20 protein-coding genes are annotated in these 21,360 nt (G+C 70.3%); 14 read left to right on the top strand and 6 right to left on the bottom strand.

Annotation, left to right across the window (positions count from 1 at the left end; translation table 11 throughout):
* Positions 1 to 111 precede the first annotated feature (111 nt).
* Both AC07PR_RS26395 and AC07PR_RS26390 read left to right on the top strand, forming a co-directional pair.
* Positions 112 to 696 (top strand): hypothetical protein, encoded by a 585-nt coding sequence (locus tag AC07PR_RS26395; RefSeq protein WP_495137052.1) that lies wholly within the window; start codon positions 112 to 114, stop codon positions 694 to 696.
* A 258-nt stretch (positions 697 to 954) separates the two neighbouring features.
* Positions 955 to 2,226, top strand: a complete 1,272-nt coding sequence (locus AC07PR_RS26390) for a Glu/Leu/Phe/Val family dehydrogenase (protein WP_377159060.1) — start codon at positions 955 to 957, stop codon at positions 2,224 to 2,226.
* A gap of 66 nt (positions 2,227 to 2,292) precedes the next feature.
* Here the strand turns inward: AC07PR_RS26390 and AC07PR_RS26385 are convergent, their stop codons facing one another.
* The gene (locus AC07PR_RS26385) at positions 2,293 to 2,871 is read right to left on the bottom strand and encodes a DJ-1/PfpI family protein (RefSeq protein WP_495137051.1); all 579 of its coding nucleotides are present in this window, start codon (positions 2,869 to 2,871) and stop codon (positions 2,293 to 2,295) included.
* 69 nt (positions 2,872 to 2,940) lie between these two features.
* Positions 2,941 to 3,690, bottom strand: coding sequence for a phosphatase PAP2 family protein (locus AC07PR_RS26380; protein WP_377159063.1), 750 nt, complete (start codon positions 3,688 to 3,690; stop codon positions 2,941 to 2,943).
* 162 nt (positions 3,691 to 3,852) lie between these two features.
* Between AC07PR_RS26380 and AC07PR_RS26375 the strand changes: the two genes are divergently transcribed.
* From AC07PR_RS26375 to AC07PR_RS26350, 6 genes are read left to right on the top strand one after another with little or no spacing between them, the layout of a single operon-like run.
* Positions 3,853 to 4,515 (top strand): response regulator transcription factor, encoded by a 663-nt coding sequence (locus AC07PR_RS26375; RefSeq protein WP_377159064.1) that lies wholly within the window; start codon positions 3,853 to 3,855, stop codon positions 4,513 to 4,515.
* Positions 4,512 to 5,849, top strand: a complete 1,338-nt coding sequence (locus tag AC07PR_RS26370) for a sensor histidine kinase (RefSeq protein WP_495137050.1) — start codon at positions 4,512 to 4,514, stop codon at positions 5,847 to 5,849. Before AC07PR_RS26375 ends, AC07PR_RS26370 begins: the two co-directional genes overlap by 4 nt.
* Positions 5,850 to 5,879: 30 nt before the next feature.
* Complete coding sequence (locus AC07PR_RS26365) at positions 5,880 to 6,869, top strand: KpsF/GutQ family sugar-phosphate isomerase (RefSeq protein ID WP_495137049.1); 990 nt, start codon at positions 5,880 to 5,882, stop codon at positions 6,867 to 6,869.
* A gap of 44 nt (positions 6,870 to 6,913) precedes the next feature.
* Positions 6,914 to 7,513, top strand: a complete 600-nt coding sequence (locus AC07PR_RS26360) for a KdsC family phosphatase (protein ID WP_377161682.1) — start codon at positions 6,914 to 6,916, stop codon at positions 7,511 to 7,513.
* Complete coding sequence (gene lptC, locus AC07PR_RS26355) at positions 7,513 to 8,295, top strand: LPS export ABC transporter periplasmic protein LptC (protein ID WP_495137048.1); 783 nt, start codon at positions 7,513 to 7,515, stop codon at positions 8,293 to 8,295. The genes AC07PR_RS26360 and lptC overlap by 1 nt, the downstream gene beginning before the upstream one ends.
* Positions 8,292 to 9,068: an SDR family oxidoreductase gene (locus AC07PR_RS26350; RefSeq protein WP_495137047.1), complete on the top strand. Its 777-nt coding sequence runs from the start codon at positions 8,292 to 8,294 to the stop codon at positions 9,066 to 9,068. Before lptC ends, AC07PR_RS26350 begins: the two co-directional genes overlap by 4 nt.
* Positions 9,069 to 9,269: 201 nt before the next feature.
* On the opposite strand, the gene rbp is transcribed toward AC07PR_RS26350, so the two are convergent.
* Positions 9,270 to 9,788, bottom strand: coding sequence for an RNA-binding regulator (rbp, locus tag AC07PR_RS26345; RefSeq protein WP_067280428.1), 519 nt, complete (start codon positions 9,786 to 9,788; stop codon positions 9,270 to 9,272).
* Between the two features lie 294 nt (positions 9,789 to 10,082).
* Between rbp and AC07PR_RS26340 the strand changes: the two genes are divergently transcribed.
* The 5 genes from AC07PR_RS26340 to AC07PR_RS26320 all read left to right on the top strand — a co-directional run bounded on the left by AC07PR_RS26340 (position 10,083) and on the right by AC07PR_RS26320 (position 16,537).
* On the top strand, positions 10,083 to 11,009 hold the full coding sequence (locus AC07PR_RS26340; protein ID WP_495137163.1) for a helical backbone metal receptor: 927 nt from the start codon (positions 10,083 to 10,085) through the stop codon (positions 11,007 to 11,009).
* An 8-nt stretch (positions 11,010 to 11,017) separates the two neighbouring features.
* A complete protein-coding gene (gene creB / locus AC07PR_RS26335) occupies positions 11,018 to 11,752 on the top strand; it encodes a two-component system response regulator CreB (protein ID WP_495137046.1) in 735 nt (244 codons plus the stop codon).
* 6 nt (positions 11,753 to 11,758) lie between these two features.
* Positions 11,759 to 13,276, top strand: coding sequence for a two-component system sensor histidine kinase CreC (gene creC, locus AC07PR_RS26330; RefSeq protein WP_495137045.1), 1,518 nt, complete (start codon positions 11,759 to 11,761; stop codon positions 13,274 to 13,276).
* A gap of 62 nt (positions 13,277 to 13,338) precedes the next feature.
* Complete coding sequence (gene creD / locus AC07PR_RS26325) at positions 13,339 to 14,763, top strand: cell envelope integrity protein CreD (RefSeq protein WP_495137044.1); 1,425 nt, start codon at positions 13,339 to 13,341, stop codon at positions 14,761 to 14,763.
* A gap of 70 nt (positions 14,764 to 14,833) precedes the next feature.
* Positions 14,834 to 16,537: a GMC family oxidoreductase gene (locus AC07PR_RS26320; protein WP_495137043.1), complete on the top strand. Its 1,704-nt coding sequence runs from the start codon at positions 14,834 to 14,836 to the stop codon at positions 16,535 to 16,537.
* A gap of 10 nt (positions 16,538 to 16,547) precedes the next feature.
* On the opposite strand, the gene AC07PR_RS26315 is transcribed toward AC07PR_RS26320, so the two are convergent.
* Complete coding sequence (locus AC07PR_RS26315) at positions 16,548 to 17,924, bottom strand: leucyl aminopeptidase family protein (RefSeq protein ID WP_483108241.1); 1,377 nt, start codon at positions 17,922 to 17,924, stop codon at positions 16,548 to 16,550.
* A 202-nt stretch (positions 17,925 to 18,126) separates the two neighbouring features.
* Positions 18,127 to 18,537 carry a thioredoxin family protein gene (locus AC07PR_RS26310; RefSeq protein WP_377159077.1) on the bottom strand — a complete coding sequence of 137 codons (411 nt, stop codon included), beginning with the start codon at positions 18,535 to 18,537 and terminating at the stop codon, positions 18,127 to 18,129.
* Positions 18,538 to 18,760: 223 nt separating this feature from the next.
* Here AC07PR_RS26310 and AC07PR_RS26305 point away from each other — a divergent pair, with 223 nt between their 5' ends.
* Positions 18,761 to 18,925, top strand: a complete 165-nt coding sequence (locus AC07PR_RS26305; RefSeq protein ID WP_377159078.1) for a hypothetical protein — start codon at positions 18,761 to 18,763, stop codon at positions 18,923 to 18,925.
* Positions 18,926 to 18,979: 54 nt separating this feature from the next.
* Here AC07PR_RS26305 and AC07PR_RS26300 read toward each other — a convergent pair whose 3' ends face one another.
* Complete coding sequence (locus AC07PR_RS26300; protein WP_495137042.1) at positions 18,980 to 21,310, bottom strand: DEAD/DEAH box helicase; 2,331 nt, start codon at positions 21,308 to 21,310, stop codon at positions 18,980 to 18,982.
* Positions 21,311 to 21,360: the final 50 nt, after the last annotated feature.

Below are 21,360 nucleotides of genomic sequence, written 5' to 3'. Positions count from 1 at the left end.
TCGCGCTGGATCGTGGTCGATCGCGGCTGATCGCCGCGGTCCTCCGCCTGTCCAGCTCCCCCCTTTCGTCCAGGTTCCTTTTCCCTTTCAAGTTTCGAGAAAGCACTTCCCATGACCTCGTTCCTGATCCGCGCCGCCCGCCTGACCGTCGTGCTGGCCGCCACCGCCGCGCTGACCGCCTGCGTGACCGCCAAGATGCCTGCGCCGTCGTCCAGTGCCGCCAACGTCGAGAAGCTGCGCGCCGCCAAGGCCGCGCCGTCGCAGGTGGGTACCTTCAAGCTCGCCGCCGGCAAGCCGGCCGGCATGGACACCGAACTCGGCGGCCTGCGCGGCTCGTCGATGCAGCCGTCCGCCGGCACGTTCTCGAGCCAGTTGCGCGATGAACTCGCCGCCGAACTGAAGGGCGCCGGCCTGCTCGATCCGAACAGCCCGGTCGTCATCGACGGCGAGCTGACCGACAGCCGCGTCGACGCCGCCATCGGCACCGGCACGGGCCGCCTGGCCGCGCGATTCGTCGTCAAGCGCAACGGCCAGAAGGTCTTCGACAAGGAACTGGCCGCCGAGTCGAGCTGGGAGTCCAGCTTCGTTGGCGCGACCGCCATCCCGCTGGCGATCAACCAGTACGGCGCGCTCTACAAGTCGCTGATCGGCAAGCTGCTCGACGACGCGGAGTTCCGCGCCGCGATCAAGGGCTGATCACCGCCCGGCGATATCGCGTCGGCTGACGGCGCGCGCTGAACAGGCCCTGCGGGGCCTGTTTTTCATGGCGCGGGCCGGAGACGATCACACCGCGGTCTCGCCCGAAGGGGCTTGGCTTTGGTCATGTCCGAGGCGCAAACTAGCCCCCTTATGCATGGGGCGCATGCCCGCATGTGCACTCGGCTTTGCCGCACGTGGCGGACGGGCAGGGCTTCGGGGTACCGTTCGCGCCACCGAAAAGTTACGGAGCATTTCATGCCCAACCTGTCTTTCGTTTCCCCCACGCGCAACAGTCCCTGGGGCACCTACCTGTCCCAGATCGACGCCGTCGAGCCCTACCTGGGCAAGCTGGCCCGCTGGGTGGAAACGCTGCGTCGCCCCAAGCGCGCGCTGATCGTGGACATCCCCATCGAACTCGACAACGGCACCATCGCCCACTTCGAGGGCTACCGTGTCCAGCACAGCCTGACCCGCGGTCCCGGCAAGGGCGGCGTGCGCTACCACCCGGACGTCACGCTGGAAGAAGTGATGGCGCTGTCGGCCTGGATGACGGTCAAGAACGCCGCGGTCAACCTGCCCTACGGCGGCGCGAAGGGCGGCATCCGCCTGGATCCGAAGACGCTGTCGCTGAAGGAGCTGGAGAAGGTCACCCGCCGCTACACCAGCGAGATCGGCATGATCATCGGCCCGACGCAGGACATCCCCGCGCCTGACGTGAACACCAACGGCCAGATCATGGCCTGGATGATGGACACGTACTCGATGAACGTCGGCGCGACCGCCACCGGCGTCGTCACCGGCAAGCCGATCGCGCTGGGCGGCTCGCTCGGCCGCGTGGCCGCCACCGGCCGCGGCGTGTTCGTCGTCGGCCGCGAAGCGATGCGCCGCCTGAACGTGAACCTGGAAGGCGCGCGCGTCGCCGTGCAGGGCTTCGGCAACGTGGGTTCCGTGGCCGCGAAGATGTTCGCCGCCAACGGCGCCATCATCGTCGCCGTGCAGGATCACACCGGCACGATCCTGAACGAGAACGGCCTGGACATGACCGACCTGCTGGACCACGTGGCCCGCACGGGCGGCGTGGGCGGCTTCAAGGGCGCCGACCGCATCGACAACGAGAACTTCTGGGACGTGAAGTCGGACATCCTGATCCCGGCCGCGCTGGAAGGCCAGATCACCGGTGAACGCGCCAAGCGCGTGCAGACCCGCGTGGTGATCGAAGGCGCGAACGGCCCGACGACCCCGGACGGCGACGCCGTGCTGGCGGACCGCGGGATCATCGTCGTCCCCGACGTGATCGCCAACGCGGGCGGCGTGACGGTCTCCTACTTCGAATGGGTGCAGGACTTCTCGTCGTTCTTCTGGACCGAAGACGAGATCAACGTCCGCCTGGACAAGATCCTGGTCGGCGCGTTCAAGGGCATCTGGGATACCGCGGAACAGCACAAGATCCCGCTGCGCACGGCCGCCTTCACGGTGGCCTGCACGCGGGTGCTGGAAGCGCGCGAAGAGCGCGGGCTGTACCCCTGAGCCACCGACCGCGGTTTCTCGCGGTTACGGGACGAACGGGCGCCTCTGGCGCCCGTTTTTCTTTTCCTAGTGCGTGATCTTCGTGCCGAGCACTTGCAGGAACTGCGCCATCCAGGCGGGATGCGCGGGCCAGGCCGGCGCGGTGACGAGCTTGCCGTCAGTGACCGCCTGGTCGACCGGAATGTCGGCGTAGCTCGCGCCAGCCAGCTCGACCTCCGCGGCGCAGGCCGGATAGGCCGAGACCTTCTTGCCACGGATGATGCCGGCCGCGGCCAGCAACTGCGCGCCGTGGCAGATCGCGGCGATGGGCTTGTCGGTCTTCGCGAAGTGCTGCACCAGCGGCAGCACGCCCGGCATCGTGCGCAGGTACTCCGGCGCCCGGCCGCCCGGGATCACGAGCGCGTCGTAGTCCTCCGGCTTGATGTCGTCGAAGCTCGCGTTCAACGTGAAGCGGTGACCCGGCTTCTCCGAGTAGGTCTGCGCGCCCTCGAAATCATGGATCGCCGTCAGCACGAAGTCCCCGGCCTTCTTGCCGGGGCAGACCGCGTGGACCTGGTGACCCACCGCCTGCAGCGCCTGGAACGGCACCATCAGCTCGTAGTCCTCGACGTAATCGCCGGCCAGCAGCAGCAGCTTCTTGCCCATCGCATCTCTCCAGAGTCGTTGCAGGAGCGCCGATTCTGGAAGGCCGCGATCGTCAGGGCCATGAATCCGTCATGTACCCGCGTCGGCGTCGCGGACTCGCAGCCAGGGCACGGCGAGGACCGCGAGCGTCCAGCAGATCCAGGCGGTCCACATCGTGTGGCTCGGGTAATGCGCGCCGCGCGCCATCTGCGCGAAGCCGTAGAGCACGCCCATCGTCAGCACCGCGCCCAACGCGAACCGCGCCTGTCGCGGATAGGCGCGACGCAGCATGAAGAACAGGCTGAAGAAGGCAAAGGCGGAGCTCGCATGCCCCGAGGGGAAGCAATGACCCGGGCCGCCGTCGCGCACGCCGAAGTGCCAGTGCGACACGTAGTGCGCCACGCCGCCGAACTCGGCCAGGTCCCAGGGACAGCTGGTCGTGCTGCCCTGCTTCATCAATGGAATGACGATCAGGCTGACGGCCGTCAGTACCACCGCGCCCCAGCGTTCACGGCGCGTGAGTCCGGGCCACAGCGGCCGGACCGCGTTGATCACCAGCATCACGGCCAGGCCGGTGGCGACCCAGCGTCCGCCTTGATGCAGCAGGCCCGAGGTCAGCCAGTGATCGCGCAACGTGAAGCCATGCGCGTCCGCGAACAGCCGCACGACCGTGAGGTCCCATCCGGCGGCGTCCCACAGCAGCAGCGCTGCCAGGCCGGCCAGCGCGACGAGCCATCCGCGCCGCAGCGCCGGCAGCGACATCGCCCCGACGGGCGACAGGACCGGCGCCGAGGTCGAGCCGGCGCCGAGCTGGAGGGAGGACAGGGGATGCGGCTTCACGGGACGCAGTGGGCGCGCCGGCACTGAAGTCGCCCTGAAGCCAAGCTGAAGGCCGGCTGAAGACCCCCGCCGTTTCGCACATCGGCGGGGGTGCTCGCGCGCCGCCCCGGCGGCTGCTATCTTTCCCGCTCGCCGATCCGGCCTGAAGGCCGCCCCCACGCCATGCGACTGCTGCTGCTCGAAGACGACGAACTCCTCGGCGAGGCCCTGCGCGACTTCCTGCGCGCCGAGGGTCACACGGTGACCTGGGCCCGTCGACTGTCGGAGGTGCTGCCCCGCCAGCACGAGGAATTCGAGGCGCTGCTGGTCGACTGGCAGCTCCCGGACGGCTCGGGCCTGGACTGGCTGCGCGGACTGCGCCAGCGCGGCGTGTCGACCCCGGCGCTGATGCTGACCGCGCGGGACCTGCTCGCCGACCGCCTGCAAGGCCTGGACGGTGGCGCCGACGACTACCTGGTCAAACCCTTCGCGCCGGAGGAGCTCGCCGCCCGCCTGCGCGCGGTCAGTCGCCGCCATGTGGGCGCGAGCAGCTCGCAGCGGCGTCATGGCGATGTGGTGCTGGATCTGGCGGCCAAGCGCGCGACGCGCGACGGCCATGCGGTCGAATTGACCGCCCGGGAATGGGCGGTGCTGGAGGCGCTGGCGCAGCGCGCCGGCCGGTTGTATCCGAAGCGCGATCTCGAGCTGCAGGTGCTCGGCGACGACGCCGAAGTCCTGAGCAACGCGCTGGAGGTCCATGTGTCGAGCCTGCGCCGCAAGCTCGGCCGGGAACTGATCGAGACCGTCCGCGGCCTGGGCTACCGGCTCGGACCGGAGGCCGCGTGAAAGCGGCCGTGAACGTGGCCGTGAACGCGCCCGCGGGACCGCGCCGACCGTCGATCGCCGGCCGCCTGGCGCGCCAGCTCCTGATGATCTCCGCCTTCTGGGCGCTGCTGGCGGGCGTCAGCGTCTGGCTGGTCGTGCAGGAGGAGGTGGACGAGCTGCTCGACGAGACGCTGCAGGCGTCCTCGCAGGTGCTCGGACAGCTGCTGCGCCAGGGCAGCGCGATGCCGGCCGAGATCGCCGACAGCGATGACCTCAGCACCCACTTCGCCTGGCAGCTGGTGGGCTCGGATGGCGCGCTGCTGCATCGCTCGCCGCTGGCGCCGGTGAACGCCTGGAAGCTGCCACCCGGCTTCAGCGACTGGAAGGACGACGGCACCGATGGCGATGACTGGCGCGTCCATGTGCGTCCGCTGCCGACGGTCGCCGGGTCGGGCTGGCTGATGGTCGCGCAGACCAGCGCCGAGCGGACGGAAGTGCGCAGCCGCGTCGGGCTCGCGAGCGCCTTCTCGGCCCTGCTGGTCGGTGGCCTCTGCATGATGTGGATGAACCGGCGCGCGCGCGCCGAGCTGGCGCCGTTGGCCGAGCTGTCCCGCGCGCTCGCCGACTACGACCCGCTCGACACGCGCCAGCTGCTGCCCGAACAGCACCGCCAGGAACTGGCCGGGATCCGTGCCGCGGTGCTCGACCTCGGCCAGCGCCTGGCGCAACGCGTGGCCAACGAGCGCGCCTTCAGCGCGCACGCGGCCCATGCGCTGCGCACGCCGCTCGCGGGCATGGATGCGCAGCTCGCGATGGCGCTGCGCGAGGCCCCGCCCGAATCGCGCGCCCGGCTGCAGCGCACCCGCGAGGCCGCCGACCGGCTGCGTCGCGTCGTGACCGCGCTGCTGACGCTGTTCCGCACCGGCATGAGCCTGCGCTGGCAGCGCCTGGACCTGATCGAGCTGCTGGCGATGCTGCCGCTGCCGGACGGCCTCGAACTGGATCTGCCGGAGGACGAGGCCGGCATCGACGCCGACCCCGACCTGCTCGCCGCCGCGCTGATCAACCTGCTCGACAACGCCTGGCGCCATGGCGCGTCGCGGGTGCAGCTGCGGCTGCACCGCCAGCCCGACGGTGGCCTGCTGCTGCAGCTCACCGACGACGGCGAGGGCGTGGCCGACTGGCAGCGCGTGGACCTCAACGACGCGCTGGAGCGCCAGCAGTACGAAGGCCGCATGGGCCTGGGGCTGATGATGGCCGACCTGGTGTCGCGCGCCCACGGCGGCGACCTGCGCCTGCCCCCCGTGGACGGGGGCTTCGGCGTGGCGATGCGGCTGGGTCCGGCGCCGGACTGAATCGACCCCGGCGGCTACACTTTCGCCCTTATGACGACCCATGCCGCCCTCACCCATTCCCGCGCGCTCGACGTGGCCCGCGCGGCCTTGAAAGTCGAGGCCGACGCGCTGCTCGCGCTCGGTCCGCGCCTCGGCGAGTCGTTCGAGCAGGTGGTCCGGACGATCCTCGACAGCGCCGGTCGTGTCGTCGTGATGGGCATGGGCAAGAGCGGCCATGTGGGCCGCAAGATCGCCGCCACGCTGGCGTCCACGGGCACGCCGGCCTTCTTCGTCCATCCGGGCGAAGCCAGCCACGGCGACCTCGGCATGGTCACCCCCGGCGACATCGTGTTGGCGCTGTCCAACTCCGGCGAGAGCGACGAGCTCAACGCCATCATCCCGGTGCTCAAGCGCCTGGGCGTCACGCTGATCGGCATGACGGGCGGACTGTCGTCGTCGCTGGCCAAGCATTCGGACTTCGTGCTGGACTCGCGGGTCGAGCAGGAGGCCTGCCCCCTCAACCTCGCACCGACGGCGAGCACCACCGCGCAGATCGCGCTCGGCGACGCGCTGGCCGTGGCGCTGCTCGACGCCCGCGGCTTCCGCGCCGAGGACTTCGCCCGTTCGCACCCGGGCGGCTCGCTGGGCCGCCGCCTGCTGACGCACGTGCGCGACCTGATGCGCAGCGGCGATTCGCTGCCCCGCGTGAGCGCGGAGATGCCGCTGCTCGACATGATGCGGGTGATGTCCGACAAAGGCCTGGGCTGCGCCGTGCTGGCCGATGCCGACGGCCAGGTCGGCGGCATCTTCACCGACGGCGACCTGCGCCGCCTGATCGAACGCGGCACCGACCTGCGCGGCCTGACCGCCGGGCAGGTGATGCATCCGAATCCGCGCACGGTCGGCGCCGACGCGCTCGCCGTCGTCGCGGCCGACCTGATGGAGCAGGCGCGCATCACGCTGGTCCTCGCCGTCGACGACGAGCAGCGCCTCGTCGGCGCGATCAGCATCAACGACCTGATGCGCGCGAAGGTGATCTGATGAGCGGCACGCCTTCCTACACCCCGGGCAATCCGGCGGCGGCGATGCCGGCCGTGGTGCGTGAACTCAAGCCCGCGCTGTCCTTCCCCCCCGAGCTGCTGCTGAAGGCGCAAGGCCCGGCCCTCGGGCTCAAGGCCGCGATCTTCGACGTCGACGGCGTGCTGACCGACGGCCGCATCTACCTGAGCGAGGCGGGCGAGACGATCAAGGCCTTCGCCACGCTCGACGGCCATGGCATGAAGCTGTTGGCGCAAGGCGGCATCGTGCCGATCGTGATCACCGGTCGCGACTCGCCGGCCGTGCGGCGCCGCGTGGCCGACCTCGGCCTGCCGCACGCCGTCTACGGCGCGAAGAACAAGCTGGCCGCGGCGCAGCCGCTGCTCGACCAGCTGGGCCTGCACTGGGACGAAGTCGCCGCGATCGGCGATGACTGGCCCGACCTGCCGCTGATGGTGCGCGCCGGCTTCGCGTGCGCGCCGGCACAGGCCCATGCCGAGGTGAAGGCGGTGGCGCATCACGTCACCGCCACCGCCGGTGGCCACGGCGCCGCGCGCGAGTTCTGCGACCTGCTGCTGATGGCGGCCGGCCAGTACGCGAAGCTGCTGCACGGCCACCTCGAGACGCTGGACGGGAGCGGGCACTGATGGCGGCACTCGTTCCGCCGCCGACCGCCCCGCGCCGTCGCGCCCAGCCGCTGCTGTGGCGCCTGCAGTCGATGCTGGCCAACTACGTGCCGCTGCTGCTGATGGCGATGCTGGCGGGCTTCACCTGGTGGCTCATCAAGAACACGCCGCAGCTCGAGGCGCCGCGTGAGAAGGCCGCGCCCAAGCATGAGCCGGACTACCGGATGAACGGCTTCGAGGTGCAGCGCTTCAGCAGCGACGGCCGGCTCACCGGCCGGATCACCGGCACCGAGATGCGCCATTACCCGGACAACGACACGCTGGAGATCGATACGCCGCAGCTGCGTGCCTACGGCAAGCTCGACGAGCTGCTGGTCGCCGACGCGCAGCGCGGGGTGTCCAACGGCGATGGCAGCGAGGTGCAGCTGCTCGGCGACGTGAAGGTCAAGCGTTATCCCAACGGCGATACGACGAAGCCGCCGGACCTGGAGCTCTATGGCGAGTTCCTGCACGCCTTCGTGCCGCAGCAGCAGATCCGATCCCACCTGCCGGCGCGGGTGGTCGGCATGGGCGGCGAGATGCAGGTGAAGAGCTTCGTCTACGACCAGCTGACCGGTCGCCTGACTTTCAGCGGCGGTGGTCGCGCGACCTTCGCCGCGCAGCCCGGCGCGCGCCCGTCCCTGCAGCCCGCCAAGGCCGCCGCGAAGGCTGCCGGCACTGCCGCGACCAGCGCTGTCGCCAAGCCGGCTGCCAGACCGGCCGCGGCTGCTTCCGGCACCGCGACCTTCAGCAGCAAGCCATGACCCGACTTGTCTACATCACCGGTGCCTCCAGCGGCATCGGTCAGGCGCTCGCGCTGCAATACTACCGCGAGGGCTGGCACCTGGCGCTGGTGGCGCGCCGCGTCGAGGAGTTGGCTGCCTGGGCCGAGCAGCAGCGGCTCGACCCGTCGCGCTGGCGCGTGTACCGCGCCGACGTCAGCGACGTCGAGGCCATCGCGGCCACCGGTCGCCGTTGCATCGCCGAGCAGGGTCTGCCCGACGTCGTCATTGCCAACGCCGGCATCAGCATCGGCATGGACACGGCGATCTACGAGGACCTCGCGGTGATGCAGCGCCTCTACGCCACCAACAACATCGGCCTGGCCGCGACCTTCCATCCCTTCGTCGGGCCGATGCGCACGCGCCGCAGCGGCACACTGGTGGGCATTGCCAGCGTCGCCGGCATCCGGGGGCTGCCAGGACATGGCGCTTACTGTTCCAGCAAGGCCGCGGTCTTCAGTTATTGCGAGAGCCTGCGCGGAGAATGTCGGCCGGATGGCGTGAAGGTCGTGACGATCGCGCCGGGGTATGTCGATACTCCGCTGACGCGCGAGAACCGGTATGGCATGCCCTTCCTGATGCAGCCCGAGGACTTCGCGCGCAAGGCTTATTCGGCCATCGCGGCGGGCGCCAGGGTTCGATTCATACCGTGGCAGATGGGCGTCGTCGCCCGTGTCATGCGACTGCTGCCGGGCGCGGTTTTCGACCGCCTGCTGGCGGGGCGTCCGCGCAAGCATCGGCAGGGCGAGACCTGACCCCGCTTCACTCCACGGCTGCTGGCCCTCACCCCCACCCTCTCCCGCAAGCGGGAGAGGGGGCAAGACAAGACCTGGCATTGCTGGGCATCTGCTGGTCTGCTGGGAGGGTGATCAAAAGCTGATCACCAAAAGAAAAAGGCGCTCCGAGGAGCGCCTTTCTCATTGCAAGGCGGGATGAACCCGCCTGCCGTGCGTGGCTCAGTAGCCGCCGCGACCGCCGCCGTAGCTGCCGCCGCCGCCACCACCGTAGCCGCCACCGCCGCCGCCGCCGTAACCGCCGCCGCCGCTACGGCCACCGCCGTAACCGCCGCCGCCGCCACTGCGACCACCGCCGCCGCCACCACCGTAGCCGCCGCCACCACCGCCGCCGTAGCCGCCGCCACCGCTGCGACCACCGCCGCCGCCGAAGCCGCCGCCACCGCTGCGGCCACCGCCGCCGCCGAAGCCGCCACCGCCGCCCGGACGGTCTTCACGCGGACGAGCCACGTTGACCACGATCGCGCGGCCGTCGAGGGCCTGACCGTTCATGCCGTTGATGGCAGCCTGCGCTTCATCGTCCGTCGACATTTCCACGAAGCCGAAGCCCTTGGAACGTCCGGTCTCACGATCCATCATGACCTTGGCGGAAATGACGGTGCCGAATGGCGCGAATGCCTCCTGGAGCGACTCGTCTCGCACGCTGTAAGCGAGGTTGCCCACGTATAGCTTGTTTCCCATGGGGGAAGCCCTTTCAAAACCAAATAACCCAATGTGCTGCTTCAACCCATCGTGAACCACTCATACGAAGGCGCTGCATTCAGGCGATCCGATTATGTGTGACAGGATTGGCGGTTCGCAACGCGTCAAGCTGGTTGTTGTTTTTCAGCCGATGCGCGCAAACCCCGAGCAGTGTCAGAGGCGCTCAACAATCTCCGCCTCCGGCGTCTTGGTGGGGCAAAGCATGCTCCTGAGTTGCTCAGTGTTTTCCACTATGCGGATGCAACCCTGCTGAAATCGCACAACGTGTCGTCCATCGCCCCGCAACACCCGCTCCCGGACGAGGCCTCGGCCACGCCGCGGCTGCGCATCGTCTCGCTCGTCCCCTCGGTGACGGAACTGCTGTTCGCACTCGGATTGGGCCCCTGGATCGTGGGCCGCACCGGTTTTTGCATTCACCCGGCGCCGGCGGTGTCAGCAATATCAAAGATCGGTGGGACGAAGGACGTCAACCTCCCGAAAGTGAGGGCGCTGGCCCCCAGCCATGTGGTGGTCAACGTGGACGAGAACCGCCTCGAGACGGTCGAGGCGCTGCGCGCCTGGATCCCCCATGTGGTGGTGACCCACCCCTGCGGGCCGGCGGACAACCTCGCCTTGATCGCGCAGATCGTCGAGATGGTGGAGGTTTTTGCCGCCGAACTGGGGGTCAGGTCTGAACCCACCGGCAGAAATGTCCTTCCGCCGGACGACTTTGCCTACGCCGAAGTCGCGCTGCCGGATGTCCCCGATCTGCGTGACCGGGCTGAGCGTCTCGCCGCCGGGTTGCAGGGGGAGTTGGCCGCGTGCCGGTCCTTCCTCGCCGATCTTCGGCGGGCTCAGGCGGGGCGCCGCGTGCTCTACATGATCTGGCGGGCGCCCTGGATGACGGTGGCGCGAGACACCTACATCGCGCGCATGCTCGCAGAAGTGGGTTGGGAGACCTGGCCCCCCGTCGAAGGCGGGCCGCATGGCGCGGCGCGCTACCCGGTCGTCACCGGCGACGAACCGTGGCTGGCGGAGATCGACGAACTGCTGCTCAGCTCGGAGCCCTACCGGTTCGGTGAGGAGCATCTGGCCGAAGCGCAGGCGCTCTGTCCGAATGCCCGGGTGCGGCTGGTCGACGGTGAACTGATCAGTTGGTACGGCCCGCGCGCCGCGCAGGGGCTGCGCTACCTCCGCGAACTGGCCCAGGCTCCGCGATGATCACGGACATGAGCACGCCTTCCATCGCCACCTCATCCGCCACGTCGCCGTCGTCCGTACCGTTCGCCGGCCAGATCCTGCTGCTGGAGGACGACCCCGCGATCGCGCAGACCGTCAGCTTCGTCCTGGAGCGCGAGGGCTACCGGGTCCGCGCCTGCGGCTGGCTGCACGAGGCGCGTTCGGCCCTGGCCTCGAACGCGCCGGACCTGGCGATCCTGGACGTCGGCCTGCCGGACGGCAACGGCCTGGACCTGTGTCGCGAGCTGCGCCAGGGGCCGCTGGCGCGACTGCCGGTGCTGGTCCTCAGCGCCCGCAGCGAGGAAGGCGACAAGGTGCTGGGCCTGGAGCTGGGCGCCGACGATTACCTGGCCAAGCCGTTCAGCAATCGCGAACTGGTCGCGCGGGTGCGGGCGTTGCTGCGCCGCGCCCAGGCGCCGGCGGCGTCGACCGCGCCCGCCGTCGCCGGCTTCGTGGTCGAGGCCGAGGGCTCCCGCGTGCGCTTCCACGGCGAGCTGCTGCCGCTGACCCGCCGTGAGCTCGGCCTGCTGCTGCGCCTGCTGAAGGCGCCGGGACGCATCCACAGCCGCGACAGCCTGCTGGACGCCGTCTGGGGGATGGATGCCGACAGCGGCGACCGCACCGTGGACACCCACATCAAGACCTTGCGCGCCAAGCTGCGCCAGGTGCGGCCCGACCTCGACCCGATCCGCACGCACCGCGGCATGGGCTATTCGCTGGAGTGACGGCGGATGCGCCTCGGCCTGCGACTGTTCCTCGGCTTCTTCCTGGTGGCGGGGCTGAGCGCCTTCATCCTGCTGCGCGTCGTGCTGGGCGAGTTCAAGCCCAGCGTGCGCGAGGTGATGGAGGACATGATGGTCGACACCGCCAACCTGGTGGCCGAGCTGGCGCGCGACGAGCTCGCCGCCATGCCGCCCGGCGGTGATCTGAGCGGCACGCGCTTCGCGCAGCGCGTGCGCGACTATGCCGAGCGCCCCGTCGACGCCCGCATCCTCAGCGCCCGCAAGCGCTCGCTGGACTTCCGGATCTACGTGACGGACGCGGCCGGGCGTGTCGTGCTCGACACCAGCCCGGTCCCGGCGGTGGGCCAGGATTACTCCGCCTGGAACGACGTCGCCCGCACCTTGCGCGGCGAGTACGGCGCGCGCTCGACGCCCGAGAAGCCGGCGCTCTACGGCAATGCCGGCGAACTCGGCAACGGCAAGGATGCGCAGGGCAGTCCGGTGATGTACGTGGCGGCGCCGGTGCGCCGGGACGGGCGCACGATCGGCGTCGTCACCGTCGCCAAGCCGGCGGCCGCGGTGCAGCAGATCATCTATCGCGCCGAGCGCCGCATCTGGATCGCCGGGCTGGGACTGCTGGCGGTCTCGCTGGCGGTGGGCGTCGCGGTGACCGCCTGGATGATCCTCACGGTGCGGCGCCTGCGGCGATATGCGCAGGAGGTTCAGCTCGGCCAGCGCCAGCCGCCGCCGAAGGTGCCCGGCGAACTGGGCGACCTGGCCCAGGCGATGGACGCGATGCGTGAGCGCCTCGACGGCCGGGAGCGCCTGGAGCATCTGGTGCGTGCGCTGACGCATGAACTCAAGAGTCCGCTGGCCGCGTTGCGCGGCGCCGGCGAACTGCTGCAGGACGAACTGCCCGGCGCCGACCGCCAGCGCTTCGCCGCGCAGGTCGTCTCGCAGAGCGAGCGCATGACGGAGCTGGTCGAGCGGCTGCTCGCGCTGTCCACGCTGGAACTGCGGCGCGGGCCGGAGCATCCGCGTCCGGTGGCGCTGGTCGACGCGGTCGACGAGACGCTGGCGCAGCTCGGCGACCGTCTGGCGCAGCAGGCGCTGACGGTGCGCTGGCTGCGCCGTGACGCGGTGGAACTGCAGGCCGACGCCGAGATGCTGGCGCTGGCCATCAGCAACCTGCTGACGAACGCGATCGACTTCGCACCGGCGGGCTCCGAGCTGGCGCTCCAGGTGGGGATCGAGCCCGCGATCGACGCGCAGGCCTCCCGCGCGTTCTTCGAGTTGCGCGACCACGGACCGGGCGTGCCGGCCGGCGCGTTCGCGCAACTGGGCGAGCGCTTCTTCTCGACGGCCCGGCCGGGCAGCCTGCGCAAGGGGTCCGGCCTGGGCCTGGCCATCGTGCGCCAGATCGCCGGCCTGCATCGCGGCGAGTTGCGATTCGAACCGGCCGGGCCCGGCCTGCGTGTGCGACTCGCCTTCCCGCTCTTCACCGCCGGCTCACAAACTTCGTCCTGAGCTCACGGCCGCTGCCGAGACTGCCGCCTTCCGTGGATCGCCGAGGGGCGAGGAGAAGGACGATGCAGATGAAGGCGCTGTGGTGGAAGCTGGTGATCCTGGGCGGCGTGACGCTGCTGTTGCTGCTCGTGCTGTTGCGGATCGGCTGGCTGGTCGACGAACGCCAGGATCGTCAGCGTGCCGCGGAAGCCAGCGTCGCCGCGGCGCAGGCGGGCCCGCAGGTGCTGCTCGGCCCGATGGTGCAGCGCAGCTGCTCGGAGGAGTGGGAGTCCGTCAGCGGCACCGGCAAGGACATCACGAAGACGCCGGAACGGCGCGACTTCGTGCTCTCGGCGGTTCCCGCGGAACTCAAGGTCGACGGCACGCTGAACCAGGAGCAGCGCGAGCGTGGCCTGTTCAAGGTGAACGGCTATGTGGGCGAGGTGGCGCTGCAGGCCCAGTGGGCCTCCCTCGGCGCGCTGATCCCGGTGGCGGAGCACAAGGGCAAGCTGAGCTGCGAGGATCCGCGCGTGATGGTCGCCGTCAGCGACGCGCGGGGGCTGCGCGCCGTGGCGGTCAAGCGCGGTGCCCAGGCCTTGACGGTGAGGCCGGGCACCGGTCACGACAGCTATCCGCACGGCCTCCATGCGCAGCTCCCGGACCAGGCGCTGGACCAGCCGCTGACGCTGTCGTTTGCGATCCACCTGGTCGGGATGACCGACTTCGGCATCGTGCCTGCCGCCTCCGCGACGCAGGTCAAGCTGCGCTCGGACTGGCCGCATCCGAGCTTCGGCGGCCGCTTCCTGCCGATGTCCAAGCGCATCGACGAGCGCGGCTTCGAGGCGCAATGGCAGGTGACCGAGCTCGCCACGACCGCGCCCCGCGATGTCCTCGCCGGGTTCTCGCTGCCCGGCGTCGAGCGCGACCCGGACGCGGGCCGGGCCTATGCGCCGAATCCGGCGCCCGGACGCGAGGGCAAGTCGGGCATCGTGGCCGACACGCTGGCGTTCTCGATGATCGATCCCGTGAATCCCTACGTGATGAGCGACCGCGCGATCAAGTACGGGCTGCTGTTCATCGTGCTGACCTTCGTCAGCGTCGGCCTGCTGGAACTGCTGTCCGGCCGGCGCGTCCATCCGGTGCAGTACCTGCTGGTGGGTCTCGCGATGACGCTGTTCTTCCTGCTCCTGCTGAGCCTGTCGGAACACCTGAGCTTCGCGCTGTCCTATGCGCTGGCGGCGGGCGCGGCGATCGGACTGCTGACCTTCTACGGGACGGCCATGCTCGGCGCGGTCAGGCGCGGGCTGGGATTCGGCGCCCTGGTGACGGTGCTCTACGCCGCGCTGTTCGTGCTGCTCAACCTGGAGAAGGCCGCGCTGCTGGTCGGAGCCTCGCTGCTCTTCGCGGTGCTGGCGGCGGTCATGGCGCTGACGCGACGCATCGACTGGTACGCGCCGAACGGGCGCACTGCGGAGCAGCCGGAAGAGGAGGCCATCGGCACTTGGTGACAACGTGGTTGCCGGCCGCCCGTGGCTCGGTCAGCATGGGTCTTCACAGACCCATCACGACAAGAGAGACATGGGCGGAGACAACCCAACGAGCCACCGCGACGCGGCCCCCGAGACGGCCTCAGGCCGCTTCGACTACATCATCGTGGGCGCCGGCACCGCCGGCTGCCTGCTCGCCAACCGGCTGAGCGCCGACACGTCCAAGCGCGTGCTGCTGCTCGAGGCCGGCGGTCGCGACGACTACCACTGGATCCACATCCCCGTCGGCTACCTGTACTGCATCGGCAATCCGCGGACGGACTGGCTGTTCAAGACCGAGCCCGACGCGGGCCTGAATGGGCGCAGCCTGCGCTACCCGCGCGGCAAGGTGCTGGGCGGATGTTCGAGCATCAACGGGATGATCTACATGCGGGGCCAGAGCCGCGACTACGACGGTTGGGCCGAGGCCGCCGGCGACGACGCGTGGCGCTGGGACGCGGTGCTGCCGTACTTCCGCGAGCACGAGGACCACTGGCGCCTGGACGAAGGCGCCGAGCGGCCGCCCGGCTTCGATCCGGCGATGCATGGGCACGGCGGCGAGTGGCGCGTCGAAAAGCAGCGGCTGCGCTGGGCGGTGCTGGACGCGTTCGCGACGGCGGCGCAGGAGGCCGGCATTCCGGCGACGCCCGACTTCAATCGCGGCAACAACGAGGGCGTCGGGTACTTCGAGGTCAACCAGCGCGCCGGCTGGCGCTGGAACACGGCGAAGGCCTTCCTGCGCCCGGCCTGCTACCGGCGCCCCAACTTCGAGATGTGGACCGGCGCGCACGCGCAGCGGTTGCTGGTCGAGCAGGTCGACGGCGAGGTGCGATGCGACGGCGTGCTCGTGCGCACGCCCCATGGGCTGGAGACCGTCCGCCTGAACCCGGGCGGCGAGGTGCTGCTTGCCGCCGGTGCGATCGGTTCGCCGCAACTGCTGCAGCTGTCGGGCCTCGGGCCAGCGGCGCTGCTGCAACAGCATGGCATCGAGGTCGTCAAGGACCTGCCCGGTGTCGGCGCCAACCTCCAGGACCATCTGCAGATCCGCGCGGTCTTCCAGGTCGACGGCGTCAGCACGCTCAACACGTTGGCGTCGAGCTGGTTCGGCAAGGCGCGCATCGGGCTCGAATACGCGCTGCGTCGCACCGGTCCGATGAGCATGGCGCCGTCGCAACTCGGCGCGTTCGCGAAGAGCGGGCCGGACAAGGACTGGCCCGACCTGGAGTACCACGTGCAACCGCTGTCGCTCGACGCCTTCGGCGAGCCGCTGCATGCGTTCAACGCGTTCACGGCCAGCGTCTGCAACCTGAATCCGACCAGTCGGGGCACGGTCGCGATCCGCAGTGCAGATGCGGCCGATGCGCCGTTGATCGCGCCCAACTACCTCAGCACCGCGGAGGACCGCGACATCGCGGCGCGCAGCCTGCGGCTGACGCGGCGCATCGTCGAGCAGCCGGCCCTGTCCCGCTACCGGCCGCGCGAGCACAAGCCGGGCATCGAGTTCCAGACCGATGAGGAGCTGGCCCGCCTGGCCGGCGACATCGCCACGACGATCTTCCATCCCGTCGGCACCTGCCGCATGGGCCGCGCCGACGACGAGCGCGCCGTCGTCGACAGCCGCTTGCGCGTGCGCGGCGTCGGCGGCCTGCGTGTCATCGACGCCAGCGTCATGCCGACGATCACCAGCGGGAACACGAACTCGCCCACGCTGATGATCGCGGAGCGCGCCGCCGCCTGGCTGCGCGCCGGGGAGTGATCGGCGCCGGTCAGGCGCTGAAGCGTTCCTCGATGTAGGCCAGCAGCGTCCGGATCGTCTGGGCCTCGCCGCCGACCGGGCGGCCCGGACGCGCGATGTCGTTCCAGGCGAAGAGGTCGATGTGCAGCCAGTCCTGCTCGGCCGGGATGAAGGCCTCGAGGAACAGCGCCGCGTTGATCGCGCCGGCCAGCGCGCTGCGCCCGGTGTTCACGATGTCGGCGATGCTCGACGTGATGCCTTCCTTGTAGGGCGACCACAGCGGCATGTGCCACAGCGGATCGTCCATCTTCAGGCCCAGGTCGACCAGGTCCCGCGCCGTGTCCATGTGCTTCGAGAACAGCGCGGGCAACTGCGCGCCCAGCGCGATGCGCGCGGCGCCGGTCAGCGTGGCCAGGTCGATGATCAGCTCGGGCCTGGACTCGGTGGCGTAGGCCAGCGCGTCGCACAGGATCACGCGGCCTTCGGCGTCGGTGTTGCCGATCTCGATGTGCAGGCCCGCGCGGGTCTTGATCACGTCGCCCGGACGGTAGGCGTTGCCGCTGATCGAGTTCTCCACCGCGGGGATCAGCACCTGCAGGCGCACCGGCAGCTTCAGCGCCATGATCAGCGTGGCCAGGCCCAGCGTGTTGGCCGCGCCGCCCATGTCCTTCTTCATCTGGCGCATGCCGTCGGCCGGCTTGATGTCCAGGCCGCCGGTGTCGAAGCACACGCCCTTGCCGACGAGCGTCAGCCGCGGATGCTTGTCGCTGCCCCAGTTCAGCTCGATCAGGCGCGGCGCGCGGGTGCTCGCGCGGCCGACGGCGTGGATCGCGGGGAAGTTCTTCTTTAGCAGGTCGTCGCCGACGATCTCCTTGAACTTCGCGCCATGCTGCTTGCCGACGACGGCCGCGGCCTTCGACAGCTCTTCCGGCCCCATGTGCTCGGCGGGCGTGTTGACCAGGTCGCGCACCGCGCTCATCGCGGTCGCGATCGCCAGGCCGCGCTGGCCGTCCGCGCTGCTCTTGATGAGCAGTTGCGCCGGCTCGCGCTTGCGCGGCTTGTAGAGGTCGAACTGGTAGCAGCCCAGCTCCCAGGACATCGCGGCGGCCTCGTCCTGCAGCGGCAGGCCGTCGGGCGACAAGGTGTAGGCGCCTTCAGGGAGCGCGAGCGGCAAGGCCGACAGGGCGAACGGATGGGCCGCGTGCGCCACGCCCGCAAAGACCTGCGCGAGCTTGCCGTCCTCGCCCGGCACCAGGGCGAAGGTGTCCGGGGCGGCGGAGAAGCCCAGCGTCGCCAGCCATTGCTGGGTGCGCTTGGGCAGCTTCGGGGCGAGGGCCTGGTAGGCGGCGCGATCCAGCGCCAGGATGGGCGTGGCGCGAGCCACCGAGTTCTTGAATTGGACGTTCATCGATGCAGCGGCCCGCCGCGGGTCGCGCGGAGAGCCGGCCTTGGGGTTGGCGGTGGCGCATTCTCGCTCGCCCTCCCTCCGGAGGTGGGGGTCGCCGCGCTGTTCGGAGCCGGGCTGCCGACGAGCGTCACTCTCTCTGGGCGGAAGGCGTCAAACGATGGGCGAAAGACGCACGGCGACCGGGGCGCCCGCGCGAGACAGATCAGCAGGACTGTCGCAGACGCGACAGCAGGGCCTGTGCCGCGGCGGTCGTGCCGGCCGGTGCGTTGGGGCTGGCGGCGGACATCGCGGGGTTGTCCTGCGCGGCCTGGATCAGCCGCTGGGCCGCGGCCGGTCCCGGCAGCACCGGACCGATGAAACACACCCGCTCGCCCTGGCCGATCAGCAGCGTCGGGAAGGTCTCGACCTCCAGGTCGTCGACCAGCTCCGAGTCGTCCTCGATGTCCACCCACAGGAAGCGCGCGCCCGGGTGCTGCTGGCGCAGCGTGGCGAAGTCGTCCCGATAGGTGTCGCAGGTCCGGCACCAGGCGGCGCACAGGCAGGCGACCAGCAGGTCGGAAGACCCCTCGGAAGCGGGAGCCGGCAGGGGCGACGACGGCGAAACAGCGGACATGGGGACGGAGCTTAGCCGAGTTGCGCCGAGGGCGAATTCGTTCGCTATACGTCCAAAGCACCGTCTTGGTGCCGTGTGCGTGACGATGGCGCGAGCTTTGTGCAGATTTGTGAGGAGGCTGTCAACGGCGTCCCCAGGGCTCGCGTTAGCTGGCACAAAGCGGTCTTTGCCAGCGGTCTTCCCCCCCGCTCCCGGCCGCCGAAAGCCAAGAAGGTCCACGACCATGATGAAGTCTCATACCCGTACCGAATCCCAGCCGCGCCGCCTCCCGATGCCGGAACTGGCGCAGCACGACAAGGGCCGCAAGCACGAAGCCTTCGAAGTCGCCAGCCTGGGCTGCGACCGCCGCAGCGTCGCGCGCGCCCTGCGCTTCGACCGCAAGCGCTGATTCCCCGCGCGGGGCCGCCCCGAGTCCGGGCGGCGGTCCCGCCCCTCGCGTCCGTCAGTCCTCGTCGTCCGGGGACTGCAACGGCGCCAGCAGCCGATCGATCTCGTCGGCGCTGAACTTCTCCAGACGCTCCCCCCCGTCACGGCCCAGCAGGCCGTCCGCCAGCGCCCGCTTGCGGGCCTGCAGTTCGAGCATGCGCTCCTCGATCGAGCCCTCGATGGCCAGTTGGTGGACGAACACCGGCCGTGTCTGGCCGATCCGGTGCGCGCGGGCATGGGCCTGCGCGTCGACGGCCGGGTTCCACCAGGGGTCGACCTGGATGACGGTGTCTGCCGCCGTCAGCGTCAGCCCCACACCCCCTGCCTTCAGGCTCACCAGCATGAGGGGCGCCTCCCCCGCCTGGAAGCGACGCACCACATCGCCCCGTTTCCCCTCCGGCGTGGCGCCGGTCAGCTTCATCAGCGGGATCTTGAGCTCGGCCATCGCGGCCTCGATCAGGTCCAGCATGCCGGTGAACTGAGAGAACACCAGGATCGTCCGACCCTGGCTGATCATCTCGGGCACCTTCTCCCGGATCCATTCCAGCTTGGCGGCCTCCATGCCCTGCGGGACCTCGACCCCTGGGACCAGCCGCGGATCGCAACAGACCTGGCGCAGCTTCAGCATCGCGTCCAGCACGGACATCAAGCCGGAACCGAAGATCTCCGAATCCTTCAGCAGCCGCCGCACCAGATGGTCGGCGCCGATCCGCACGCTTTCGTACAGCTGACGCTGGCGCCCTTGCAGGGGGATGCGCTGGGTGAGGACCGTCATCGGGGGGAGGTCCTTTGCGACCTCCTCTTTCAGGCGCCGGAGGATGAACGGCCGCACGCGCGAGGCCAGTTCCCGGGCACGGCGGGCGTCGCCGGTCTGTTCGATCGGCTTGCGCCAGTGCCGGGCGAAGGAACGCGCCTCGCCGAGGTAGCCCGGCATCAGAAAATCGAACTGGGTCCAGAGCTCGCCGAGGTGGTTCTCCAGCGGGGTGCCGGTGAGCACGAGGCGTTGTTCGGCCTGGAGTCGGCGCAGTGCCCGCGCGGCCCGCGAGCGTGGGTTCTTCACCGCCTGGGCCTCGTCCAGCACCAGCACCGAGAACTTCGGTTTCGAGAGCGCCCGGACTTCCCGCCACGCCAGCCCGTAGCTGCACAGCAGCACGTCGATCTCGCCGAGACGCTTCATCACCTGGGCCCGCTCCTCGGGATCGGACAGCGTGGCCACGCGGAGGTCGGGCGCGACGCGCGCGGCTTCCTGTGTCCAGTTGAAGATCAGCGAGGTCGGCGCGACGACCAGCGCCGGCGACCTCAGCCGCCCGGCCTGCTTCTCGACCAGCAGATGCGCCAGGGCCTGGGCCGTCTTGCCCAGCCCCATGTCGTCGGCCAGGATGCCGCCGAGCTCCTGGCGCGCCAGGTACTGGAGCCAGGCCAGGCCTTGCAACTGATAGGGGCGCAGCGTGATGCCCAGACCCTCCGGCGCGGTCGATGCCGGCGGAGGACCGGCGTCGCGCAGGCGCTCCCACATCGTTCGCAGCTCGTCGGCCCCGAAGACCTGCCAGCGGCTGTCGGGGACGTCGAGCGCCGCCAGCCGCGCCGCTTCCCACGAGGTGAGCTTCACCGGTCCGCGCCGTGAGCGCTGGGCGACCAGGACGTCGAGCAGGTTGAGCATCAGCCGCTTCAGCGGCGCCGCCGTCGAATGCAGCCGGCGCCCGCCCGGCGCCTTCAGGCTGATGATGGCGTCGTCATCGATGCCGGCGATCGCGTCGGCGTAGAGCCAGCGGCGGTCCTTGCGCAGCAGATCCCAGATCATCGGTGCGAGATCGACCCGCTGACCTTGGACCGTCACGCCCAGGCTCAGCATCCACGAGCCCTTGCGGCGCGAGAGCGCCAGCGTCGGCAAGCGGTCGCCCGTGCCCGGCGCGATGGCGGTCTGGACATCGACCGGCTCGTCGCCTTCGGGCTGGATCTCCAGCGACCACGCGTCGATCGCGACGCTGTGGTGCGCAAAGCCGGGGAGGACATCGATCTCCCAGCCGAGCTGGCGCAGGCGGGGCACCTCGTCGGCGGCGAAGTCGGGGAACAGGTCCTCCTGCTCCAGCGTCCAGCACGGGGTCAGGCCCCGCCCGAACGAGGCGTCGCGCCACTGCAGCATCCCGGCGTCCACCGGATGCAGCGGCAGCGCCTGCCACTGCTCGAGCGCCGCCGGATCCGCCGGCCAGCGCTCCAGCCGAAACAGCGACACGCGGTCGCCGCGTGGGCCCAGCTTGCCGTGCGGCCGCATGCCGAGCAGGCCGTCGCCGCGGTTGAGCGTCTGCAGGATCAGCTTTGGCGGGAGCGGGGAAGGCGGCGCGGTCATCGGGAACGCATTGTCGACGCGCCGCCGACCCGCCGGCTCGACCCGCCGGC

Source organism: Roseateles sp. GW821-FHT09H11, assembly GCF_059415845.1.
This window is presented reverse-complemented; position numbering and strand designations above follow the sequence as displayed.